At 74.2% G+C, this 17,592-nt stretch carries 19 protein-coding genes; 10 read left to right on the forward strand and 9 right to left on the reverse strand.

Features of this window, described 5'->3' with window-relative positions; all coding sequences use genetic code 11:
* Window positions 1-178: 178 nt before the first annotated feature.
* Window positions 179-1,402: a M16 family metallopeptidase gene (locus DGO_RS14745; RefSeq protein WP_043802708.1), complete on the reverse strand. Its 1,224-nt coding sequence runs from the start codon at window positions 1,400-1,402 to the stop codon at window positions 179-181.
* Window positions 1,399-2,736 (reverse strand): M16 family metallopeptidase, encoded by a 1,338-nt coding sequence (locus DGO_RS14750; protein WP_050920837.1) that lies wholly within the window; start codon window positions 2,734-2,736, stop codon window positions 1,399-1,401. Before DGO_RS14750 ends, DGO_RS14745 begins: the two co-directional genes overlap by 4 nt.
* A gap of 72 nt (window positions 2,737-2,808) precedes the next feature.
* Between DGO_RS14750 and DGO_RS14755 the strand changes: the two genes are divergently transcribed.
* Both DGO_RS14755 and tmpR read left to right on the forward strand, forming a co-directional pair.
* Window positions 2,809-3,222, forward strand: a complete 414-nt coding sequence (locus DGO_RS14755; RefSeq protein ID WP_014686309.1) for an NUDIX domain-containing protein — start codon at window positions 2,809-2,811, stop codon at window positions 3,220-3,222.
* A complete protein-coding gene (gene tmpR, locus DGO_RS14760) occupies window positions 3,219-3,944 on the forward strand; it encodes a bifunctional dihydropteridine reductase/dihydrofolate reductase TmpR (RefSeq protein WP_043802712.1) in 726 nt (241 codons plus the stop codon). The genes DGO_RS14755 and tmpR overlap by 4 nt, the downstream gene beginning before the upstream one ends.
* A 19-nt stretch (window positions 3,945-3,963) precedes the next feature.
* Here the strand turns inward: tmpR and DGO_RS14765 are convergent, their stop codons facing one another.
* On the reverse strand, window positions 3,964-4,437 hold the full coding sequence (locus DGO_RS14765) for a YbaY family lipoprotein (RefSeq protein WP_014686311.1): 474 nt from the start codon (window positions 4,435-4,437) through the stop codon (window positions 3,964-3,966).
* 101 nt (window positions 4,438-4,538) lie between these two features.
* Here DGO_RS14765 and DGO_RS14770 point away from each other — a divergent pair, with 101 nt between their 5' ends.
* Window positions 4,539-5,174, forward strand: a complete 636-nt coding sequence (locus DGO_RS14770) for a DNA-3-methyladenine glycosylase family protein (protein WP_043802716.1) — start codon at window positions 4,539-4,541, stop codon at window positions 5,172-5,174.
* A gap of 31 nt (window positions 5,175-5,205) precedes the next feature.
* Here DGO_RS14770 and DGO_RS14775 read toward each other — a convergent pair whose 3' ends face one another.
* Window positions 5,206-5,934 (reverse strand): flavin reductase family protein, encoded by a 729-nt coding sequence (locus tag DGO_RS14775; RefSeq protein WP_014686313.1) that lies wholly within the window; start codon window positions 5,932-5,934, stop codon window positions 5,206-5,208.
* A gap of 112 nt (window positions 5,935-6,046) precedes the next feature.
* Here DGO_RS14775 and xseB point away from each other — a divergent pair, with 112 nt between their 5' ends.
* The 5 genes from xseB to DGO_RS14800 all read left to right on the forward strand — a co-directional run bounded on the left by xseB (window position 6,047) and on the right by DGO_RS14800 (window position 9,312).
* Complete coding sequence (gene xseB / locus DGO_RS14780; RefSeq protein WP_014686314.1) at window positions 6,047-6,301, forward strand: exodeoxyribonuclease VII small subunit; 255 nt, start codon at window positions 6,047-6,049, stop codon at window positions 6,299-6,301.
* 72 nt (window positions 6,302-6,373) lie between these two features.
* Window positions 6,374-7,075, forward strand: a complete 702-nt coding sequence (locus DGO_RS14785; protein ID WP_226991392.1) for a lysophospholipid acyltransferase family protein — start codon at window positions 6,374-6,376, stop codon at window positions 7,073-7,075.
* Between the two features lie 36 nt (window positions 7,076-7,111).
* Window positions 7,112-8,131: a FecCD family ABC transporter permease gene (locus DGO_RS14790; RefSeq protein WP_043802720.1), complete on the forward strand. Its 1,020-nt coding sequence runs from the start codon at window positions 7,112-7,114 to the stop codon at window positions 8,129-8,131.
* Window positions 8,124-8,927: an ABC transporter ATP-binding protein gene (locus DGO_RS14795; protein WP_014686317.1), complete on the forward strand. Its 804-nt coding sequence runs from the start codon at window positions 8,124-8,126 to the stop codon at window positions 8,925-8,927. Before DGO_RS14790 ends, DGO_RS14795 begins: the two co-directional genes overlap by 8 nt.
* Before the next feature lie 43 nt (window positions 8,928-8,970).
* Entirely contained in the window at window positions 8,971-9,312 is a 342-nt protein-coding gene (locus DGO_RS14800) for a (2Fe-2S) ferredoxin domain-containing protein (protein WP_014686318.1), read from the forward strand.
* A 12-nt stretch (window positions 9,313-9,324) separates the two neighbouring features.
* Here the strand turns inward: DGO_RS14800 and DGO_RS14805 are convergent, their stop codons facing one another.
* Complete coding sequence (locus DGO_RS14805) at window positions 9,325-10,425, reverse strand: catalase family protein (RefSeq protein ID WP_014686319.1); 1,101 nt, start codon at window positions 10,423-10,425, stop codon at window positions 9,325-9,327.
* A 162-nt stretch (window positions 10,426-10,587) separates the two neighbouring features.
* On the reverse strand, window positions 10,588-12,288 hold the full coding sequence (locus DGO_RS14810) for an HRDC domain-containing protein (RefSeq protein ID WP_014686320.1): 1,701 nt from the start codon (window positions 12,286-12,288) through the stop codon (window positions 10,588-10,590).
* Between the two features lie 147 nt (window positions 12,289-12,435).
* Here DGO_RS14810 and DGO_RS14815 point away from each other — a divergent pair, with 147 nt between their 5' ends.
* Window positions 12,436-13,446, forward strand: a complete 1,011-nt coding sequence (locus tag DGO_RS14815) for a hypothetical protein (protein WP_014686321.1) — start codon at window positions 12,436-12,438, stop codon at window positions 13,444-13,446.
* Between the two features lie 28 nt (window positions 13,447-13,474).
* Here the strand turns inward: DGO_RS14815 and DGO_RS14820 are convergent, their stop codons facing one another.
* The 3 genes from DGO_RS14820 to DGO_RS14830 form a co-directional block, all read right to left on the reverse strand.
* Complete coding sequence (locus DGO_RS14820) at window positions 13,475-14,305, reverse strand: isoprenyl transferase (protein WP_014686322.1); 831 nt, start codon at window positions 14,303-14,305, stop codon at window positions 13,475-13,477.
* Between the two features lie 71 nt (window positions 14,306-14,376).
* On the reverse strand, window positions 14,377-15,438 hold the full coding sequence (gene mutY / locus DGO_RS14825) for an A/G-specific adenine glycosylase (RefSeq protein ID WP_050920839.1): 1,062 nt from the start codon (window positions 15,436-15,438) through the stop codon (window positions 14,377-14,379).
* A gap of 77 nt (window positions 15,439-15,515) precedes the next feature.
* Window positions 15,516-16,853 (reverse strand): hypothetical protein, encoded by a 1,338-nt coding sequence (locus tag DGO_RS14830; protein WP_014686324.1) that lies wholly within the window; start codon window positions 16,851-16,853, stop codon window positions 15,516-15,518.
* Window positions 16,854-17,157: 304 nt separating this feature from the next.
* On the opposite strand from DGO_RS14830, the gene DGO_RS14835 reads away from it, so the two are divergent.
* Window positions 17,158-17,565 (forward strand): ketosteroid isomerase-related protein, encoded by a 408-nt coding sequence (locus DGO_RS14835; RefSeq protein ID WP_043803941.1) that lies wholly within the window; start codon window positions 17,158-17,160, stop codon window positions 17,563-17,565.
* Window positions 17,566-17,592: the final 27 nt, after the last annotated feature.

The following is a 17,592-nucleotide window of genomic DNA, read 5'->3' on the forward strand; positions in this document are numbered from 1 at the left end:
ACTCGGCTCGGGGCGAGGCACGGCCCGCCTGCGTGGCCCGCGCGCTGCGCGCATGGCGGCTCGGCTGGACCGGGGCGGGGACGCCGCGAGGGGGCTGTGAGTCGGGAGGCTTCGGCAGGTCAGGGCAGCGGGCGGCGGCGGGTTTTTCACTTCCTACTGCCCACCCCCCACTCCCCATTCACCGCAGCTCTTCCACCGGTCCCAGGGCCACCACGGTCAGTTTGTCCAGGGGACACAGGCGCAGCACCTCGCGCACGTCTTCCGGAGTCACGGCCGTAAAGCGGTCGGCGAGGTCGGCGGTCGTGCGGATCTCGCCGGTCGCCAGGTACTCCATGCCCAGGGCGAAGAGGCGGCCCTGCGGCGTCTCGGCGCGCAGCAGAGTAGAGACCGCCGCCTTGCGCGCCGAGCGGCGCACGCCCGTCTCGGTAATCAGGGTGTCGGCCGAGGCCAGCACCTTGCGGTAGGCGTCCAGCACCGTCTGGGTGCGCTCCGGGTCGCAGGAGAAGCCGCCCTCGAACACGCCCGCGCCCCGGTAATCCAGATGCCCGAGGTCGGCCCCGTCGCACAGCCCGGTGTCCAGCAGCGCCCAGTACAGCGCGCCGTTCTCGCCGCCGATCAGGTCGGCCAGCACGGCGGCGGCCTCGCGCAGCGGATGGGTGGTCGGCAGGCCCGGCGCGGCCAGCACGACCTGCACCCGTGCCAGGGCAGGATCGGGCAGGACCTTCACGCTCTGCGCCGGGACCGGCAGCGGCGCGTCGTCAACCACCGGCGGCTCGCCCCGGTCCCAGGTCGCCAGTTCGCGCCCGGCCCAGGCCAGCACCTCGGCCTCGTCGAAGGCCCCCGTCACGGCCAGGGTGACGCGGTCCGCGCCGTAACGCCGCCGCCAGTTGTCGAGCAGGGCGGCGCGCGACAGCCCGCCCACCGTCTGCGGCGTCCCCAGGATCTGGTGGCCCAGCGGGTGCGTGCCCCAGTACATCGCCCGCAGTTCGTCCTGGGCGCGCACGGGAGGCTGGTCGGCGTACATGGCGATCTCTTCGAGAATCACACCGCGTTCGGGTTCGATGTCGGCCTCACGCAGTGCGGGACGCATCAGCTCGGTCAGGGTATCGAGCAGTTCACCCATGCGCTCGGGCAGCGCGGCGGCGTGGTACACGGTCGCCTCCTCGCTGGTGAAGGCGTTGGAGTGACCGCCCAGATCGTCGAGCCGCTCGTTGAGGGCCCCGGCGTCGAGCCGCTCGGAGCCCTTGAACATCAGGTGTTCCAGGAAATGGCTCGCGCCCATCTCGGCGGGGCGCTCGTCGCGCGCGCCCGTGTTCACGAAATATCCGGCCGCCACGCTCTGCGCCTGCGGATCGGCTTCGAGCAGCAGCGTCAGGCCGCCCGGCAGGACGTGACGGGTCATGCGCCCACCCCCTGCGCGGCCTGCGGCTGGGCGGCCGGGGGCAGGGCGAAGGTGTCTCCCGGCCCCAGCGTCACCACGGTCGCCTCCAGCGCGGGGCGGTAACGCGCCAAAAAGGCGTTGACCTCCTCCAGCGTCAGGGCGTCGATCTGGGCGCGCAGCCCCCGTACGCTGCGCACCTGCCCGAACAGCGCGAGGTCGCGGGTCAGGGCGTGGGCGCGGCCCCGCAGGCTCTGCGCGCCGAAGACCACGCCGGTGCTCAGGCCGGTGTGCGCGCGCCGGAATTCCTCGGCCCCCAGGCCCCCGGGCAGGCGTTCCAGCTCGGCCAGCATGACCGCGAGCGTCTCGGGGGCGCGCCCCGGCGTGCTGCCCGCATAGGCGCTCAGAAAGCCCTCGCCGCCCAGCACCAGCGGCGAGGCGCTGACCGCGTAGGCCAGGCCGCGTTCCTCGCGCACGGCCACGAACAGGCGGCTGCTGCCTCCACCCGACAGGGCGCTCAGGGCCAGCTGCCAGGGCAGCCAGTCGGCGCTGCGCGGCGAGACGCCCGGCGCGCTCAGGCTCAGGTGGGTCTGCTCGCCGCCGGGATGCGGCAGATGCAGGCGGCCCCCCCGGCGGAAAAGGGCCGGGACCGGCCGGTCCTCGCCCACGCGCCAGCCCGCGAAGGTCCGGGCCGCGAGGTCGTGGGCCGCCTGCGGCTCCAGGTCGGCGACCAGCCCCAGCACGCTGCCCGCCTGCCCGTAGCGCTCCAGGTGCGCGCGCAGACCCGCCGCGCCGAGGGCCTCCAGACCTTCGGGCGTGCCGCTGGCCGGGTGGGCGTAGCCGGCGCGGTCGTCGCCCGGCACGCGCGGAAACCCCAGGGCGCGCGCCTCGGCGGCCAGCAGGTCGGGTGGGCTGTCCTCCAGGCCCTCCAGGTCCTGCCGCGCGAGGTCGAGCAGCACCGGCAGTTCGTGCGTGGGCAGGGCGGGGCGGGCCACCACGTCGGCCACCAGGGCCAGGGCGGCCCCCAGGTCGGCGGTCAGGCCGCTGGCCCCGAAGCGGGTCGCCTCCGGCCCCACGCCGCCGCTGCGGCGCACGCCCAGGTCGTCGAAGGCGTCTTGCAGGCCGCGCGCGTCCCGTCCGCCCGCCCCCTTGTAGAGCCACTCCTCCAGCACGCCCGCCGCGCCTTCCTGGCCTCTGGGGTCATGTGCGCTGCCCACCGGCACCCGCAGGTCGAAAGCGAAACCGGGGCCGGCGCGGCGCTCGAAGGCGACCGTCAGTCCCCCCGGCAGGGTCCAGACCTGCGCCTGTGGGCCCTCCTGCGTGTCTTCTCCCGTCTGTGCGCCGCTGCCGACCGTCATCCGGCGAGTCTAACGCACGGCGGGGAGCCCTTTGGGGAGCACCCTCGCCATTGCCGCGCTACCCTCTGCCGTATGCAGAGGCCGGTGGTATGTGTCGGGGCGCTCGTCTGGGGACCGGAGGGCCGGGTGCTGCTGGTGCGCACGACCAAGTGGCGCGGCGCCTGGGGCGTGCCGGGCGGCAAGGTCGAATGGGGCGAGACGCTGGCGCAGGCCGCCACGCGCGAACTGCGTGAGGAGACCGGCCTGGAGATCACGGACCTGCGCTACGCCCAGACGCAGGAGGCGGTGCGCTCGCCCGAGTTCCACGCCGAGGCGCACATGCTGCTGGTGGATTTCTTCGCCCGAACGGCGGGCACCGAGGTCAGCCCCAACGCCGAGATCGCCGAGTGGGCCTGGGTCCCGCTGGAGCAGGCGGCGGACTATCCGCTGAACAGCTACACGCGCACGCTGGTCGCCCTCGCGCGGCGGGCCGGGGAGACGCCGTGAACGCGCCCAGAGGCACCGCCCTCGTGACGGGGGCGGCGCGCGGCATCGGGCGGGGGCTGGCGCTCGCCCTGGCCGCCGAGGGCTTCGCGGTCGCGGTGCATTACCGGGGCAGCGCGGCCGACGCGCACGACACCGCCCGCCAGTGCCGCGAGGCGGGGGCGCAGGCCCGGACCTTCCAGGCCGACCTGACCGTGCCCGAGCAGGCGCGCGGGCTGGTGCGCGACGCCCACGCCGCCTTCGGGGGGCCGGGGCTGGCGGTGCTCGTCAACAACGTGGGCAACTATGTCCACCGGCCGCTGCTGGACACCACCGACGCCGACTGGGCCGAGATGCTGGGCAGCAACCTGCTCTCCACGGTCGCCACCTGCCAGGAGGCCGCGCCCCTCATGCGGGCCGCCGGCTACGGGCGCATCGTGAACCTGGGCTACGCGGGGGCCGGCGACCTGCGCGCGCGGCCGGGCATCACGCCCTACGTGATCGCCAAGGCGGGCGTACTCCAGTTTTCGCGGGCGCTGGCGGTCACGCTGGCGGGCAGCGGCGTCAGCGTGAACGTGGTGTCGCCGGGCATCCTGGACACCAGCGTGACCCAGCCGCTGCGGGCCATTCCGGCGGGACGCAGCGGCACGGTGGCCGAACTCGTGGAGGCGGCGCTGTATTTCGTGCGGACCAGCGACTACGTGACCGGCCAGGAGATCGAGGTGGCCGGCGGCTGGAACCTCTGAAAGCGCCCGGCGGGTGGGCTCAGCGGACGGGGCTGACGCTGAGGTTCAGGGTCGAGGTGGCCCCCTGCGGCAGCCGGGCGTAGGCGGTGCTGGCGTACAGCACGCGGCCCTGGCGGTCGGTGACGGTCGAGCGCACGCCGTAGACCCGCCCGCTCACGAGGCGCGTGGGGTTGAACACGATCTGGTAGGGCGTGCTCAGGCGGGACGCCGCAAAGCTCACCCGCAGCACCTGCCGGGCCGCGCCGGTGCGGGTCGGGTCGTCCACGATCACGTTCACGCGGCTGCCGGCGGGCAGGTTGACGGTGGCCGGCGCGCTCACGCGGCCCATGATTTCCTGCCAGCCGGCGGGCACGTCGCTGCGCGCACTCTGCGGCAGGCCGCGCGCCGGGGCCGGCGCCGGGATGGGCGTCAGGGTCACGTCCCCGATGCGGCCCTGGGCCAGGGCTGGAGAACCGAGGAGGGCAACAGCCAGAACAGGGGTGAGAAATCTCATAATTCCATGCTGGGTGCAGCGCGTGAGGGAGAGATAAGAAGCGGCTTCATGCGGCCATGAGCGATTCCGTGCCGGCCCCGCGCTCACGGCAGCATGGAGCCATGTGCCCTGCCCAACCCGACCTGACCCCGCTGACCGACCATGCCGGCGCCCTGGCCCACCTCGCGCGTGACCCCGTGATGGCCGGGGTGACGGCGCGCGTGGGCGACCTGCCGGTGCTGGAGGCGACGGCCGACCCCTTCGGAACCCTGGTCCGCAGCGTGGCGGGCCAGCAGCTCAGCGTGAAGGCGGCAGCGAGCATCCACGGCCGACTCGTCGCGGCGCTGGGCGAGGTGACGGCCCAGACGGTGCGGCGCACGCCCGGCGACGACCTGCGCGCCCTGGGACTGTCGTGGGCCAAGGTGAGGACCGTCCACGCCCTGGCCGACGCGGCACTGGGCGGCCGGATCGACTTCGCGCACCTGTCGGGGCAGGGCGACGAGGAGATCGTCGCGGAACTGTCGGCGCTGCCGGGCATCGGGCGCTGGACTGCCGAGATGTTCCTGATGTTCGGCCTCGCACGCCCCGACGTGTTCAGCTTCGGGGACCTCGCGCTGCGCCAGGGGCTCGCGCGGCTGTATCCCGGCGCGCCGCAGGCGGACGTCCCGCTCCCATGGGCGCCCTACCGCACGCTGGGCGCGCGCTACCTGTGGGCCGACAACGCGCTGCACCGGGCCGGGGGGGTGCCGCTGCCCTGAGCGGCCGCCCGCGCCCTCCCCCCTCCCCTGTTCAGGGGCGCCCGGCGGCCTCGCTCGCCGGCGGCGGGGCCAGCGGCTCGCCGGCCGCCTGCCATTGGTCGTAGCTTTGGCGCACGAGGTGGAATACGTCGCGGGTGCGCGTGTAGGCGCTCGGGCCGCCCATACGGCCCACGAGGTCCAGGGCGGCCGTGTCCACGTAGAACTTCGCCGGGTCCTGCACCGCGTCGGCGCGCAGGGTCAGGCCGACCACCTCGCCCAGCACGATGCGGGTGTTGCCGATGGTCACGGTCTGCACCTCACGGCATTCCAGCGCGGCGGGAGCCAGGGCCACACGCGGCGCGGCGACCTGGTTCCCGGGCGTCAGGGCGATGCCCAGGGCCGCCGGTTCGCCCTCGCCAGGCGGGAAGTCGGTGGCCGTGGCGTTCATGGCCCCGGCCAGGGCGTAGTCCACCAGATTGACCGTGAACTCGCCCCCGGGGCCGATGTTCTTCGCCGTGTCCTTGGGCGAGCCGTCGGCGCGGTTGCCCGGCGCGAAGGCCACCACGGGCGGGTCCGAGCCCATCAGGCCGAAAAAGGAGTAGGGCGCGAGATTCACGGCTCCCCCCTCGCCCACCGTGGACACCCAGGCGATGGGACGCGGCACCACCGACGCGGCCAGCAGCTTGTAGCGCGCGGCGTTGGGCAGGGCGGTCAGGTCGAAGTGCCGGAACTCGGGCGACGGGGTCCCGGCAGGCGGGGTCTCGGGGGCGGAAGCGGACATGCCCCAGGGTAAGCGCCGCGCCCGGCGGGTGACCGTAGGCGGGCTTGCCGGACGGGCGCGGCCCGTGAACCGCGCCGCCTTTGCGCCTTCCCGGCGGGGCTAGCATGGCCGCGTGTCCCCGAACGAACCGTCCCTGAGCTACCGCGAGGCCTACGCCCGGCTCTCGCGCATCGCCGCCGAGCTGGAGGGAGGCGAGGCCGACCTCGACCGCGTGCTGCCGCTGCTCGAAGAGGCGCGCGAAGCCTACGCCGCCTGCCAGTCGCGTATTGGGGCGGTGCGCGCCGCCCTGAGCGGCGGCTGGGACCCGGCCCACCCGGCCGGCGACGCGGAAGACGGGGGCGGTGCAGACGAGGATTCCCTCGGCTGAGGCCCGGCGCGCCGCCGCCCGCCCCCGCTTTTGGCGCGACAGCCGCCCCGGACCGGGCGTATGCTCCGGAAGATGAACGACGCGGCCTCCTCTCCGGCAGACGCCGGCCCCGGCAACACGCCTGCCCCGGCCGGGTCGCGCCCCGTTGCCGACCCCGCCCCCGCCGCGCCCACGGCCCGCCCGCAGCCCGCCGCCGATTCGGCCGAGGTACCGGGCGTCGTGCCGGTGGTGTACCACCTGGTGCTGGCGGTCACGCACCTGCCGGTCTACCTGCGCGGCATGCGGGTCGAGGTCCACGGGCGCGAACACGTGCCCGCTCCCGGCACGCCGCTGGTGGTGGCGGCCAAACATGTCAGCGGCCTGGACCCCTTTCTGGTGGCGCGCGCGCTGCCCCCGGGGCGGTTTTTGCAGTTCATGGCGAAAAAGGAGCTGTTCGGCCCGGTCATCGGTCCGATCATCTCGGCGGGCGGCAGCTTTCCGGTGGACCGCGAGACGAACGACGTGGGGGCCATCCGCAACAGCCTGCGCATCCTGGCGCGCGGGGGCACGGTGGGCATCTTCCCCGAGGGCACGCGCGGCGGCCAGGAGCTGCACGGCGGGGTCGCCCTGATCGCCGCCAAGGCCCGCGCGCCGATCCTGCCGGTGGGCCTGTCGCGCCAGGGCCGGCGCTGGGTGGTGCGCTTCGGCGAGCCGCTGTCGGCGCGTGGGGGCATCAAGGCCGTCACGGCGGCGCTGGGCGAGCAGCTCGACCGGCTCTCGCGCCCGGAGCACTGAGCCGCGCATGAACTGCGCGGTTCCGGACCCGGAGGCATGACCGGCGGTTCGTCCGCCGCCGCCCCCGCCCGCCGTCCCTGGACCCGCGCCGCGCAGGTCGCGGGGCTGGTGGCGCTGCTGCTGGTGGCCGTCGTGCTGGGCACCGGCATCGGCAGCGTGCTCATCTCGCCGGGCGAGGTGGTCTCGGCCCTGTGGCGCGGCCTGAGCGGGCAGCCCCTGCTCGGCGACGACGTGATCGTGTGGCGGTTGCGGCTGCCGCGCGTGGTCATGGCGGTGCTGGTCGGTGCGGGGCTGAGCGTGTGCGGCGCGGCCTTTCAGGGCGTGTTCCGCAACCCGCTGGCCGACCCCTACCTGCTGGGCGCGGCGAGCGGCTCGGCGCTGGGGGCCACGGTCGCCATCACGCTGGGCTGGGCGCGCGGCCTCATTCCGGTCGCCGCGCTGATCACGGCGCTGGGGGCGGTCAGCCTGACCCTGGCCCTGGCGCGCGAGGGCCGCCGCTTCGCGCCCACCCGCCTGATCCTCTCGGGCGTGTTGGTGGGCAGCGTGGCGAGCGCGGGCGCCACCGCCCTGATCCTGCGCGGCGAGGACCGCGCCCGGCAGGTGCTGGCCTATACCCTGGGCGACCTGGGCTTCAGCGGCTGGCGGGACGTACTTACGGTGCTGCCCTATGTGGGGCTGGGGGCCGGCGTCCTGCTGCTGCTGGCGCGCGCGCTGGACACGCTGCAACTGGGCGACCTCACGGCGCGCAGCCTGGGCGTGCCGGTCGAGCGGCTGCGGCTGCTGGTCGTGGTGGCCGCCAGCCTCGCCACGGCGGGGGCGGTCGCCTATGTGGGCATCATCGGCTTCGTCGGCCTCATCGTGCCGCACGTCGCGCGGCTGGCCTTCGGGCCGGGGCACCGCGCGCTGCTGCCCTTCTCGGCGCTGCTGGGGGGCGCGCTGCTGGTGCTGGCCGACCTGCTGGCGCGCACCACGCCGCTCTCGCAGGTCGGCATCGTGACCACGCTGCTCGGCGGGCCGTTTTTCCTGTGGCTGCTGCGCCGGGGGCGGGATGACTGAGGCGTCCCTTCCGCAGCCCCCCACCCTGGAGGCCCGGGGGCTGCACGCCCGGGCAGGCAGCTTTCCGGCCCTGCGCGGAGCCGACCTGAGCTTCCGGGTCGGCGAATTCGCGGCCGTCATCGGCCCCAACGGCGCGGGCAAGAGCACGCTGCTGCGGACCCTGCTGGGCCTGACCCGCCCCGAATCGGGCGAGGTGCGCCTCGCCGGGCGGCCCCTGAGCGGCTGGAGCCGCGCCGAGCGCTCGCGCCGACTGGCCTACCTGGCCCAGGGCGAGGCGCTGCCCGGCGGCGCGCGGGTGCGCGACGTGGTGGCCCTGGGGCGCGGCGCGGGCGACTGGAAATGGGGCCTGATTCCCACCGCCCCCTGGACCGAAGCCGACGAGGCGGCTGTAGAGGCCGCGCTGGAACGCACCGATACCCGGCGCTTCGCCGCGCGGCGCGTCTCCGAACTCTCGGGCGGCGAGGCGCAGCGGGTCGCCCTGGCCCGCGCGCTGGCCGCCGAACCGCAGTTTCTGCTGCTGGACGAACCGACCAACCACCTCGACCTCGCCTACGCGCTCGAGGTCGTGCAGGCCGTGCGGCGCGAGGCCGGGCGCGGCCTGGGCGTGGTCGCCGTGCTGCACGACCTGAACCTCGCCGCCCGCGCCGACCGGCTGGCCCTGCTGCACGCCGGACGGGTGCTCGCGGCGGGGCGGCCCGCCGAGGTCCTCACGCCGGAACACATCGCGGCGGCCTACGGCGTACGCGTGCAGGTCATCCCGGGGGCGGGCCGCCTGCTGGTGGTGCCCGAGCACTGAGGGGCGGAACCTGACCCGCGCTCCGGATGCTCTACTCGGGGCCATGCCTCCCCGTTATTTTCCCACGCGCGGCCACCTGCTCCTGTGCCAGGGCCAGAACTGTCAGGCCAGGGGCGCGCGCCTGCTGCACGCGGCGCTGTGGAAGGCCCTCGAAAGGGACGCCCTGGCCTACTACAAGACCGGCGGCACGGTGCGCCTCACCGAGAGCGGCTGCCTGGGTGCCTGCGCCTACGGCCCCACGCTGTGCGTGTACCGCGAGCGCGGCGGCGCGCTGGAGCAGGGCTGGTACGGCGCCGTGGACTTTCCACTCGCGCGCCGGGTGGCCCAGGCCGTGCAGGACGGGGCCGACCTGCCCGCCGAGGGCCGTTACGGCCCCGACCTCTAGGCCCGCCCCGGCTCAGGGCCTGGGCAGGTCGGCCTGCGAGCGGGGCTCGGTCATCGGCTCGTCGTTGTGCTCGCGGCGGAAGTCGGCCGACATCCGGTAGGCCGCGCGGCGGGCGCGCATCACGGCCCCCAGCGGACGGTGGGCGGCCTGGGCGTGCCAGGGACTGAAGCTCACGCGGTCGTCCCCATACACGAGCTTGTCGGGGCGGGCGCTGTCCTGCGGGGCCACACGGACCCGGGCCACGGCCAGAAAAGGGCTGAGCCCCTCGTCCCACAGCACCGAGGCGTCCTCGACGGGCATCGTCCGCTCGTCGGCGCAGAGCTGCACCTTCAGCTCCCATTCGCCGCCCTCCCGGGCGATCACGGCCGCGATGTTATCGCGCAGGGCGTCGGTCTCCCCCACCACCCTGATGTGCTGGTCTTTCAGACGGCGCAGGTGGGCCGACACCGGGACCAGCGACAGTTTGCCCACATAGTCGCCCCAGCGGTGCGGCAGCTGGGTATAGAAGGTCTCGCCCAGGGGGTGCGTGTGGGGATGCCCGCCGAGCTTGCGCAGCATGGGCGAGAGCTTGCCTTTGCCCCCGGTGAGGCTGTCGGCCAGCCGCGCCCCCAGAGAGGCGACCACCTTGAGTTCCTCGGGGGCGTTCACGGTGAGCTGGATGGGCTTCTGGCCCTTCATGAATCCGGCGGCGTCCTTCTGCCCGAAATTGGGACCGTTGACGAACACGAAATCCTGCGTGACCTCGCCGCCGTGTCCCTCGACCATCTCGGCCCCCTCCGGCCCGACGATCTTGAGGGCCAGGCCGCGCGGCGTGGATACCGAGTCGGGCAGGATGTCGCCGGGCGGCGTCGAGAAGCGCATGACCACCGGGTAGCGGCCAGGACGGGCAAAGAGCCCCTGAGCCAGACGCCCGGGCAGGCCCTCGTAGACTTCCAGCTCACCGACCAGCAGGCCGTGGTTCTTGCTGTGTACGCTGCGCACCGCGTGGCGGTAGCGGGTGTTCATGGCCTCGCTGAAGCCGCGCATCATCTCGGTCAGCTTGGCGGTCGTCTCGGCCTCGCCGGGCTGGAGCTGTTCCAGGTCGTCGCGGTAACGCACGTAGTCGGGGGACATACGACAAGCTACCCAGCCTTCCAGCTGTCCCGGAAGTCAGTTCACTTGGCCGAGCGTTTAGAGGTCGGGCCGTTCGGTGCGGGTGTGCCCCGTGCGGCAAGGCGAGGGGGCCAGCCCCCGACTGGAGACTGGCCCCCACCCCACGGGGAACGGCTGAGCCGCTCAGCCGCGCACGACTTCCAGAATCTTCTCGCCGTACTTGCGGCTGCGCTCGGGCCCCATACCCTTCACGGCGCGCAGGTCTTCGGGGGTGTAGGGCACGCGCCGGGCGATCTCAGCCAGCGTGGCGTTGCTGGCGATGATGAAGCGGCTGATCTCCTGACGCTTGGCCTCGGCGTTGCGCCACTCGCGCAGCCGGGCGTAGATGGCCGCCTGCTCGTCGGTCAGGTCGGCGGCCGGGTCCACCTTGCCCGCCGCCGGCAGGTCGGGGGCCAGGACCAGCGGGGCCTCGGCCACGGGCGCGGCGGCCGGGACAGCGGCGGTCTCCTCCTCGGCGGCCTCGCCGGTGTGGGCTTCGGCCGGGGTCTCGTCGGGGGCGTCGGGACCGCTGCTCACGGTATGCGTAAGCGGCACGGGCGGCTGCTCCAGGGTGCTGTAGACGATCTCGGGCTCCCAGGTCTCCTCGGCGGGTGCAGGAGCACTGGCCTGCGGCTGGGCCTGGGGGGCCGCCTGCTGCGCCGAACCGGCCGCGGCCGACTCGAAGGTGAAGCGCTCCAGGGCATCGGGCGCGCGGCCCGCATCCGGGCGGGCGGTGTCGGGCTGGGCCTGTCCCGGCTGATCGGCGCGCGGCGACTCGAAGCGGCGGCGCTCGAAACGGCCCTCGCCCATCCGGTTTCCGTCGCGGCGCGGCTCGAAGCGGCGGCGCTCGTCGCGGCGGCCCTCATCCCGGCGGCCCTCGAAGCGGCGGCGCTCGTCACGCTCGCGGCCCTCGGGGCGGCGGCCCTCCCGCCCGGCGCGGGCATCGTCCGTCGCCGGTTCAGGCGTCGCCCCGGCGGCCGGTTCCTCGGTGCGTCCGCCCTGGGGGGCCGGGGGACGACCGGCCGGCTCGGGCGCGGAGGCTGGGGCCGTCCCGGAGCGCAGCCGCGCCAGCACGGCGTCGGTGTCTTCGAGGCCAGGGGTCAGGAGCAGGCCGTCGGGGACATGCCGGGTGGCGGCCAGCACGCCGCCGGGCACGCTCAGCGAGTCGGGGGCCGCGTCGGGGGCCAGCAGCAGGGCTGTGGGGCCGGCGGGACGGGCCGCGCCGCCCAGGCGCTCGGTGAGGCTGACCACCGTACGTGCGGCGCGGGCCAGCCGCAGCGGCAGCGTGGCGGCGTCGCGCAGGGCCAGCGCCACCCCCAGGTCGCTAGGGGCGGGCGCGGCGCTCTGCGGGGCCGCGCCGGTCCCGAACAGCGCCGCGAAGGGCGCGTCCACATGCCCGCACAGCGTCACGCCGTCGCGGTAAACCACGTAGTCGGCGCCGCGCCGGGGCCAGCCGCCGCCGGGAGCCAGCGTGCCGTCCACGATGACGCGCACGCCCGCGCGGCGTGCCCGCGTCAGAATCCGCTCGTCGGGTTCGAGCAGCCATGCGGCGCGCGCGCCCGCGAGGTCGCCATGCAGGTCGGCCACCGCCAGCCCGGCCGCCGCCATCGCGGCGCGGTCCACGTCGAGTCGGCCGTCCACCCGCAGCGTGCCGGGGCCCAGCAGCGCGGCGAGTTGCCGGGCCAGCGCGGCCTCGCCGGCCAGCAGCAGGCCCCAGTCGGCATCTTCCAGGTCGGCCAGGGCGGCGCTCAGGCGGGCCTGCGGGTCGCCGCGCTCGGCGTGCAGCCCCACGAGCCGCGCGTCGGGCCGCCGTTGTTCTTGCGGCAAGGACTGGAAATCGGTCATCCGCCTACTCTGCCACACTGTCCCGCACAGGCGCAGAAGCCGCCCCCACCTTCGCCCCCGCTTCCCCCCACCGCGCCCACCTGCGCCCCGCCCCGCAGCTTTCTCCATGCGCGCAACGCCCGGCGCCCCGGCCGCGTATCCGGCTGCATGACCCGTCCCCGCTCCGCCCGCCTGCGCCCGCTGCTCCTGGCCCTCGTCCTGGCAGCTCCGGCCACCTCCGGGGCCGCCCAGACGGCGATTCCGGCCACCCCCGGCTCGCGGCCGGCCCCGGCCGTACCGGCCGCCGCGCCCGTCCTGACCGTCACCGCCCCGGCCGGCACAGCGGCCGAGTATGTCACCCGGGTCAGCGTGCGCGTCTCGTTGTCGGACGTGCAGGTCAGTGCCGTGCCGGGGGGCGGGGCCACCGAGGCCGACCTGAACGCGGCCCGGCGCGCCTTCGCCGGCCTGGGCAACCTGAGCCGGACCCTCCAGGGCAAGGCCTTCTACCGCGTCGCCAGCCGCCTGCCCGGCGGCGGCGCACGCCTCGTCGCGACCACCGTGCAGGGCGCGCCGGCCGTCACCCTGACCTTTACCCAGGACCTCAGCCCGGCGGGGCGGGGCAGCAACCTGCGGGTCACGAGCACCGACCCCCAGCTCGACCACGCCCTGTCGGCGCTGGACGACGAGCAGGTTCAGGCGCTGGCGCAGGAGCATACGGGCACCGTCTACGGCATACCTCTCGTCACCGGGCAACCGCGCACCGTGAACGCCACCGTGGACCTCCAGGCCCTGCTGAGCCGTCTGCTGGGACCACTGGGCGGCGACGCGCTGGGGCAGGTCGAGGCTGCCCCCCTGAACGTGACCTCCACGACCACCTACCAGGGCACCGGGCCGCAGGGCGAGTTCCTGTTCGGCACACGCGCCACCGCCGGGTCCTGGACCTTGCGGGTGCCGGGGGGCCGCCGAACCGGCGAACCGGAGGCCGGCCCCACCCCCGAACTGGCCTTCGAACTGACCGACCTGAAGGCCAGCGGCGCGGCCAGCTACCGCCGCGACGGCCTGCCGCTGGCCTCGACCCAGCGCCAGCAGACGCGCCTGAACGCGCTCATCCGTCAGGACGGCGTGCAGGTGCGGCTGGTCATGACCCTGGAGCAGACGGCGGAGGTCACGCCGCGCTGAGACGGGGGATGCGGCCCCCGGGGGCCGCCTACTTGCCGAAGCGGCGGTCGCGGCCTTGGAAGTCGCGCAGCGCCCGCAGAAAGTCCACGCGCCGGAACCCCGGCCAGTACACGTCGCAGAAGTAGTACTCGCTGTAGACGCTCTGCCACAGCATGAAGCCCGAGAGCCGGATCTCGCCGCTCGTGCGGATGATGAAGTCGGGGTCGGGAATGTCGGCGGCGTAGAGGTGCGCGCTGATGTGGTCGGGGGTCAGGGCGTCGGCCGCCTGCGCGAGCGTGTGCCCGGCCGCCTGCTGGGCGCGCAGGTGCGCCTTGACCGCGTCCACGATCTCCTCGCGCCCGCCGTAGCCCACGGCGATGTTCAGACGCATGCCGTCGTAGTGGGCGGTCTTCTGCTCCAGTTCTTCCAGGGCGGCCAGTACGTTGGGCGGAAAGTTGTCGTGCTGCCCGATGGCCCGCACCCGCACCCGGTTGGCGTGGATACGCGGGTCGGTGGCGAGGTTGCGCGCTTCCTTTTCCAGCAGCGAGAGGATGTGCGCGAGTTCCTCGGAATTGCGACCGGCATTGTCGGTCGAGAGCACCCAGATGGTCGCGGCCGGGATGCCCAGTTCCAGGCACCACTGCAACACCTCGTGCGCCTTGTCGGCACCGATGGTGTGGCCCAGTTCGCGCTGCATGCCGGCGGCGCGGGCGAAGCGGCGGTTGCCGTCCAGGATCAGGCCCAGATGCCGGGGCAGGCGGCCGTGCGCGCGGACCTCGCGGGCCAGCCGCTGCTCGTAGCCCCACAGCAGGGCGCCGCGCGCCGCCGTGCGGGTCTTCTGCGCGGTCCGCAGCGCAGCTTTGAGGGGCGTTCTGGCCATACGCGCCCGAGTGTAGCGCGCACAGCCGGCCGGGACGTACCCATAAAGATGGAAAACCCGCGCCGGCACCTCTACGGCGTCCCGAACAGCCCCCCCTGCCAGGAGGCGAGCAGCGCCAGCGCCTTGTGGTCCAGCCGCGAGAGGGCCGCCTCCGCGACCGGCGTGCGCGCCGCCGCCGACCGCGCCGCGTAGACATCCAGCGTCACGTGGCGGTGGGTCATGGCGTGCGTGACGGTGCCCAGGTGCGCGCCCGGCTCGGCCCCCAGCCGCGCGCACAGGCGTGCCAGACCCGTCTGAGGCGACTCGCCCGCCGCCAGTTCCTCGGCCGGCAGCCCGCTCAGGCCGCCCAGCAGCGTGCCTTCACGGCGCTCCAGCACGGCCTGCTCCGCGTCCCCGACGATCACGGCGACCGCCCGCACCTCGCGCGCGGCGGCGCGCACCTTGGGGGCCGGGAACGCTGTGGGCGTACCCGAGGCGAAAGCCGCGCAGGACGCCCGCAGCGGGCACGCGGGGCAGCGCGGGGCCTTGGGGATGCACACGGTGGCCCCGAGGTCCATCACCGCCTCGTTCCAGTCGCCCGGACGCGCGGGGTCGAGGAGTTCGTCGGCGCGGGCCTGCACCCAGGCGTCGGTGGGCGCGGTCTGGGCATACAGGCGCGCGAGCACCCGGCGCACGTTGCCGTCGTTCACGGCGCGGGCCTCGCCGTAGGCCAGACTGGCGACCGCCGCCGCCGTGTAGGACCCCACGCCGGGCAGGGCCAGCCAGCCCGCATAGTCCTGCGGAAACCCCCGTGCCGCGACCACGCCGGCCGCGCGGCGCAGGTTGCGGGCGCGGGCGTAGTAGCCGCAGCCCTCCCAGGCCTTGAGCACGTCGGCCTCGGGGGCCGCTGCCAGCGCCTCCACGGTCGGGAAGGCGCTCAGAAAGCGGTCGTAATACTCCAGCCCGCGCGCGACCTGGGTCTGCTGCAACAGGATCTCGGCGACCCACACGCGGTAGGGGTCGCGTGTCCCCGCCTCTCCCAGCCGCCGCCAGGGCAGCTCGGCGCGGCCCGCCCGCGCGAACCAGTCCAGCAGCGCGGCGCGCAGCCTGTCGGGGTCCGGCGGCGTCTGGGTGGGCGGAACAGGGACAGGCACCGGGGCAGTCTAGAGAAGACTGTCCGGCGCGAGTGGAAGCGTCGCGGGGTTGTGGTGCCGCCGGGTCGGGTCGCGCCTCAGGCGTTCACGTGCCCCGCCCCCACCGGGGTCCGCACGCGGCGGCGCACCCCCTGGGCGTAGTCGGCCAGGTCGCCGAGCAGGTCGCCCACGCCGGTGCGCAGCAGGTACTGGCCGCCCGGCAGCGGCGTCAGGGCCAGGAAGGGCGCGCGGGTCAGGGTATCGAGGACCGTGTGCAGTTCGGCGGTGTTCACGCCGCTGCCCAGGCGCTCGGCGAGGCGGGGCACGCTGACCACGCTGTGCGCGGGCTGCTGCGCCAGGGTCAGCAGCACGAAGCTGAAGGTGCCGCGCTGCGCGAGGTGCGCGCTGACGAGTTCGGCCACGCTGGCCGCGCTCTCCAGGTCCACGCTGCCCGCGCGCCAGTAGCCGCGCAGGTCCACCGGACTCAGCGGGGCGAGCCGGGCATGCTCGCTCAGGGCGCTCAGGGCCTCGCGGGTCAGGCGGTTGTACCCGGCGGGGCGCTGCGACTCGGCGCACAGCAGCAGGTGGTGGTCGTCGTTGCCCCCGGTCCACTCGGGCCGGCGCGCCGCGTCCTCGCTGGCAGCGAGCAGCACCGAGTACCCGTACTGCGGCCCCAGATCGGCCTTGAGGCGCATCAGGCCCGGGGCCGGGAATTCCAGGCGGTAGCCGCACAGGCGCGCGAATTCCGAGACGTGGTCCTCGTCGCTGTCGCCCAGGACGGCGGGCACGGTGGCCGGAACCTCGGGAGCCGCGACCGCCCGGGCCGCGGGCTGCGCCTGCACCACGGGCTGAGCTTGGGCAGCGACTGGCGCGGCGCGTTCCTCGCGGCGGGGGGTGGAGGCCTGCACCGCAGGGCCGGTGACGGCCGGGGTGGCGGCCGTCTGGGCCGGCGCAGAAGGGGCGGGCTGGGGCTGGGTGGTCTGGGGCGGAGCCACCTGGGTCTGGGCCGCCGGAGCCGGCTGCGGGACCGGACCGGAGGCCGCCGGGACCGCCTGCACGGTCTGGGTCCGGACCTCGCGCACATGGGGGGTACTCGACACGACCACGCGGCGCGTCTCGGGCGTGGGGGCACAGACCGTTTCCCGCTGCTGGGGCGCGGGGGCCTGGGCGTAGGGCTTGACGACCGTCTCGACCCCGTAACGGCCCGCTTCCAGGGCAGTCACGATCATCACGTCGTTCACGCCGAGGTTGTGGCGGTGGAACAGCCGTCCCAGCCCCAGCACGCGCGCCTGATCACGGTCGATCTGCACGGCGTATTCCTCGCCCCGGTCGTCGACGAAGGTCGCCGGGCCGCTTTCGGGGAACAGGGCTTCGTTGTATTTGAGCAGGCGCATGCCGCCTTCTTGCAGGCAGGACCGGGTGATGATGTAACGCATGGGATTCACAGCAAGGACTCCTTCGTCGCCAGATTCTCGGTAGGGCCGTTCGTTGAAAAGCGGTCGACCCGGACTTGCCGGGGACCGCCGAAAAGTCATGTGAGAGCGCCGCAGAGAAAAGAAATTCTGCTTGCGTCACAGTCTGCCGCGAAACTCCGTCGGGATCAAATCAAAGTTGGTGAGAACGTTCTTTTTTATCCCTGTTGCTTTGTTGAAAGCCGAATTCTTTATCAAGTTCTGGGCACAGCGGATCCTGGCCGCCTTCCGGCCCGGTCCGGGGGAGCGCAGCCCCTATCCTGTCGCCGTGACGACCCCCACTGCCCACCTCATCACGCAGTACTACGGCGCCTTCAATGCGGGCGACAGCGCCGGGATGCTGGCCCTGCTCAGCGACGACGTGCGCCATGACATCAACGAGGGCCAGACCCAGGTCGGCAAGGCCGCCTTCGCCGATTTTCTGGACAAGATGGACGCCCACTACCGCGAACAGGCGCGCGACCTCGTGGTCATGGCGACGCCGGGCGGCGAGCGCGCGGCGGCCGAATTCGTGATCCACGGGGAATACCTCAGGACCGACGCCGGTCTGCCCGAAGCGGCGGGCCAGCGCTACGTGCTGCCGGTGGGGGCCTTTTTCGAGGTCAGCGGCGGCCGGATCACCCGCGTGACGAACTACTACAACCTGGCCGACTGGACCCGGCAGGTCGGGGGCTGAGGCCGGTGGGGGCTGCCGGGCGGCTGG

The sequence above is a fragment of the Deinococcus gobiensis I-0 genome, from assembly GCF_000252445.1.
GTDB lineage: Bacteria > Deinococcota > Deinococci > Deinococcales > Deinococcaceae > Deinococcus > Deinococcus gobiensis.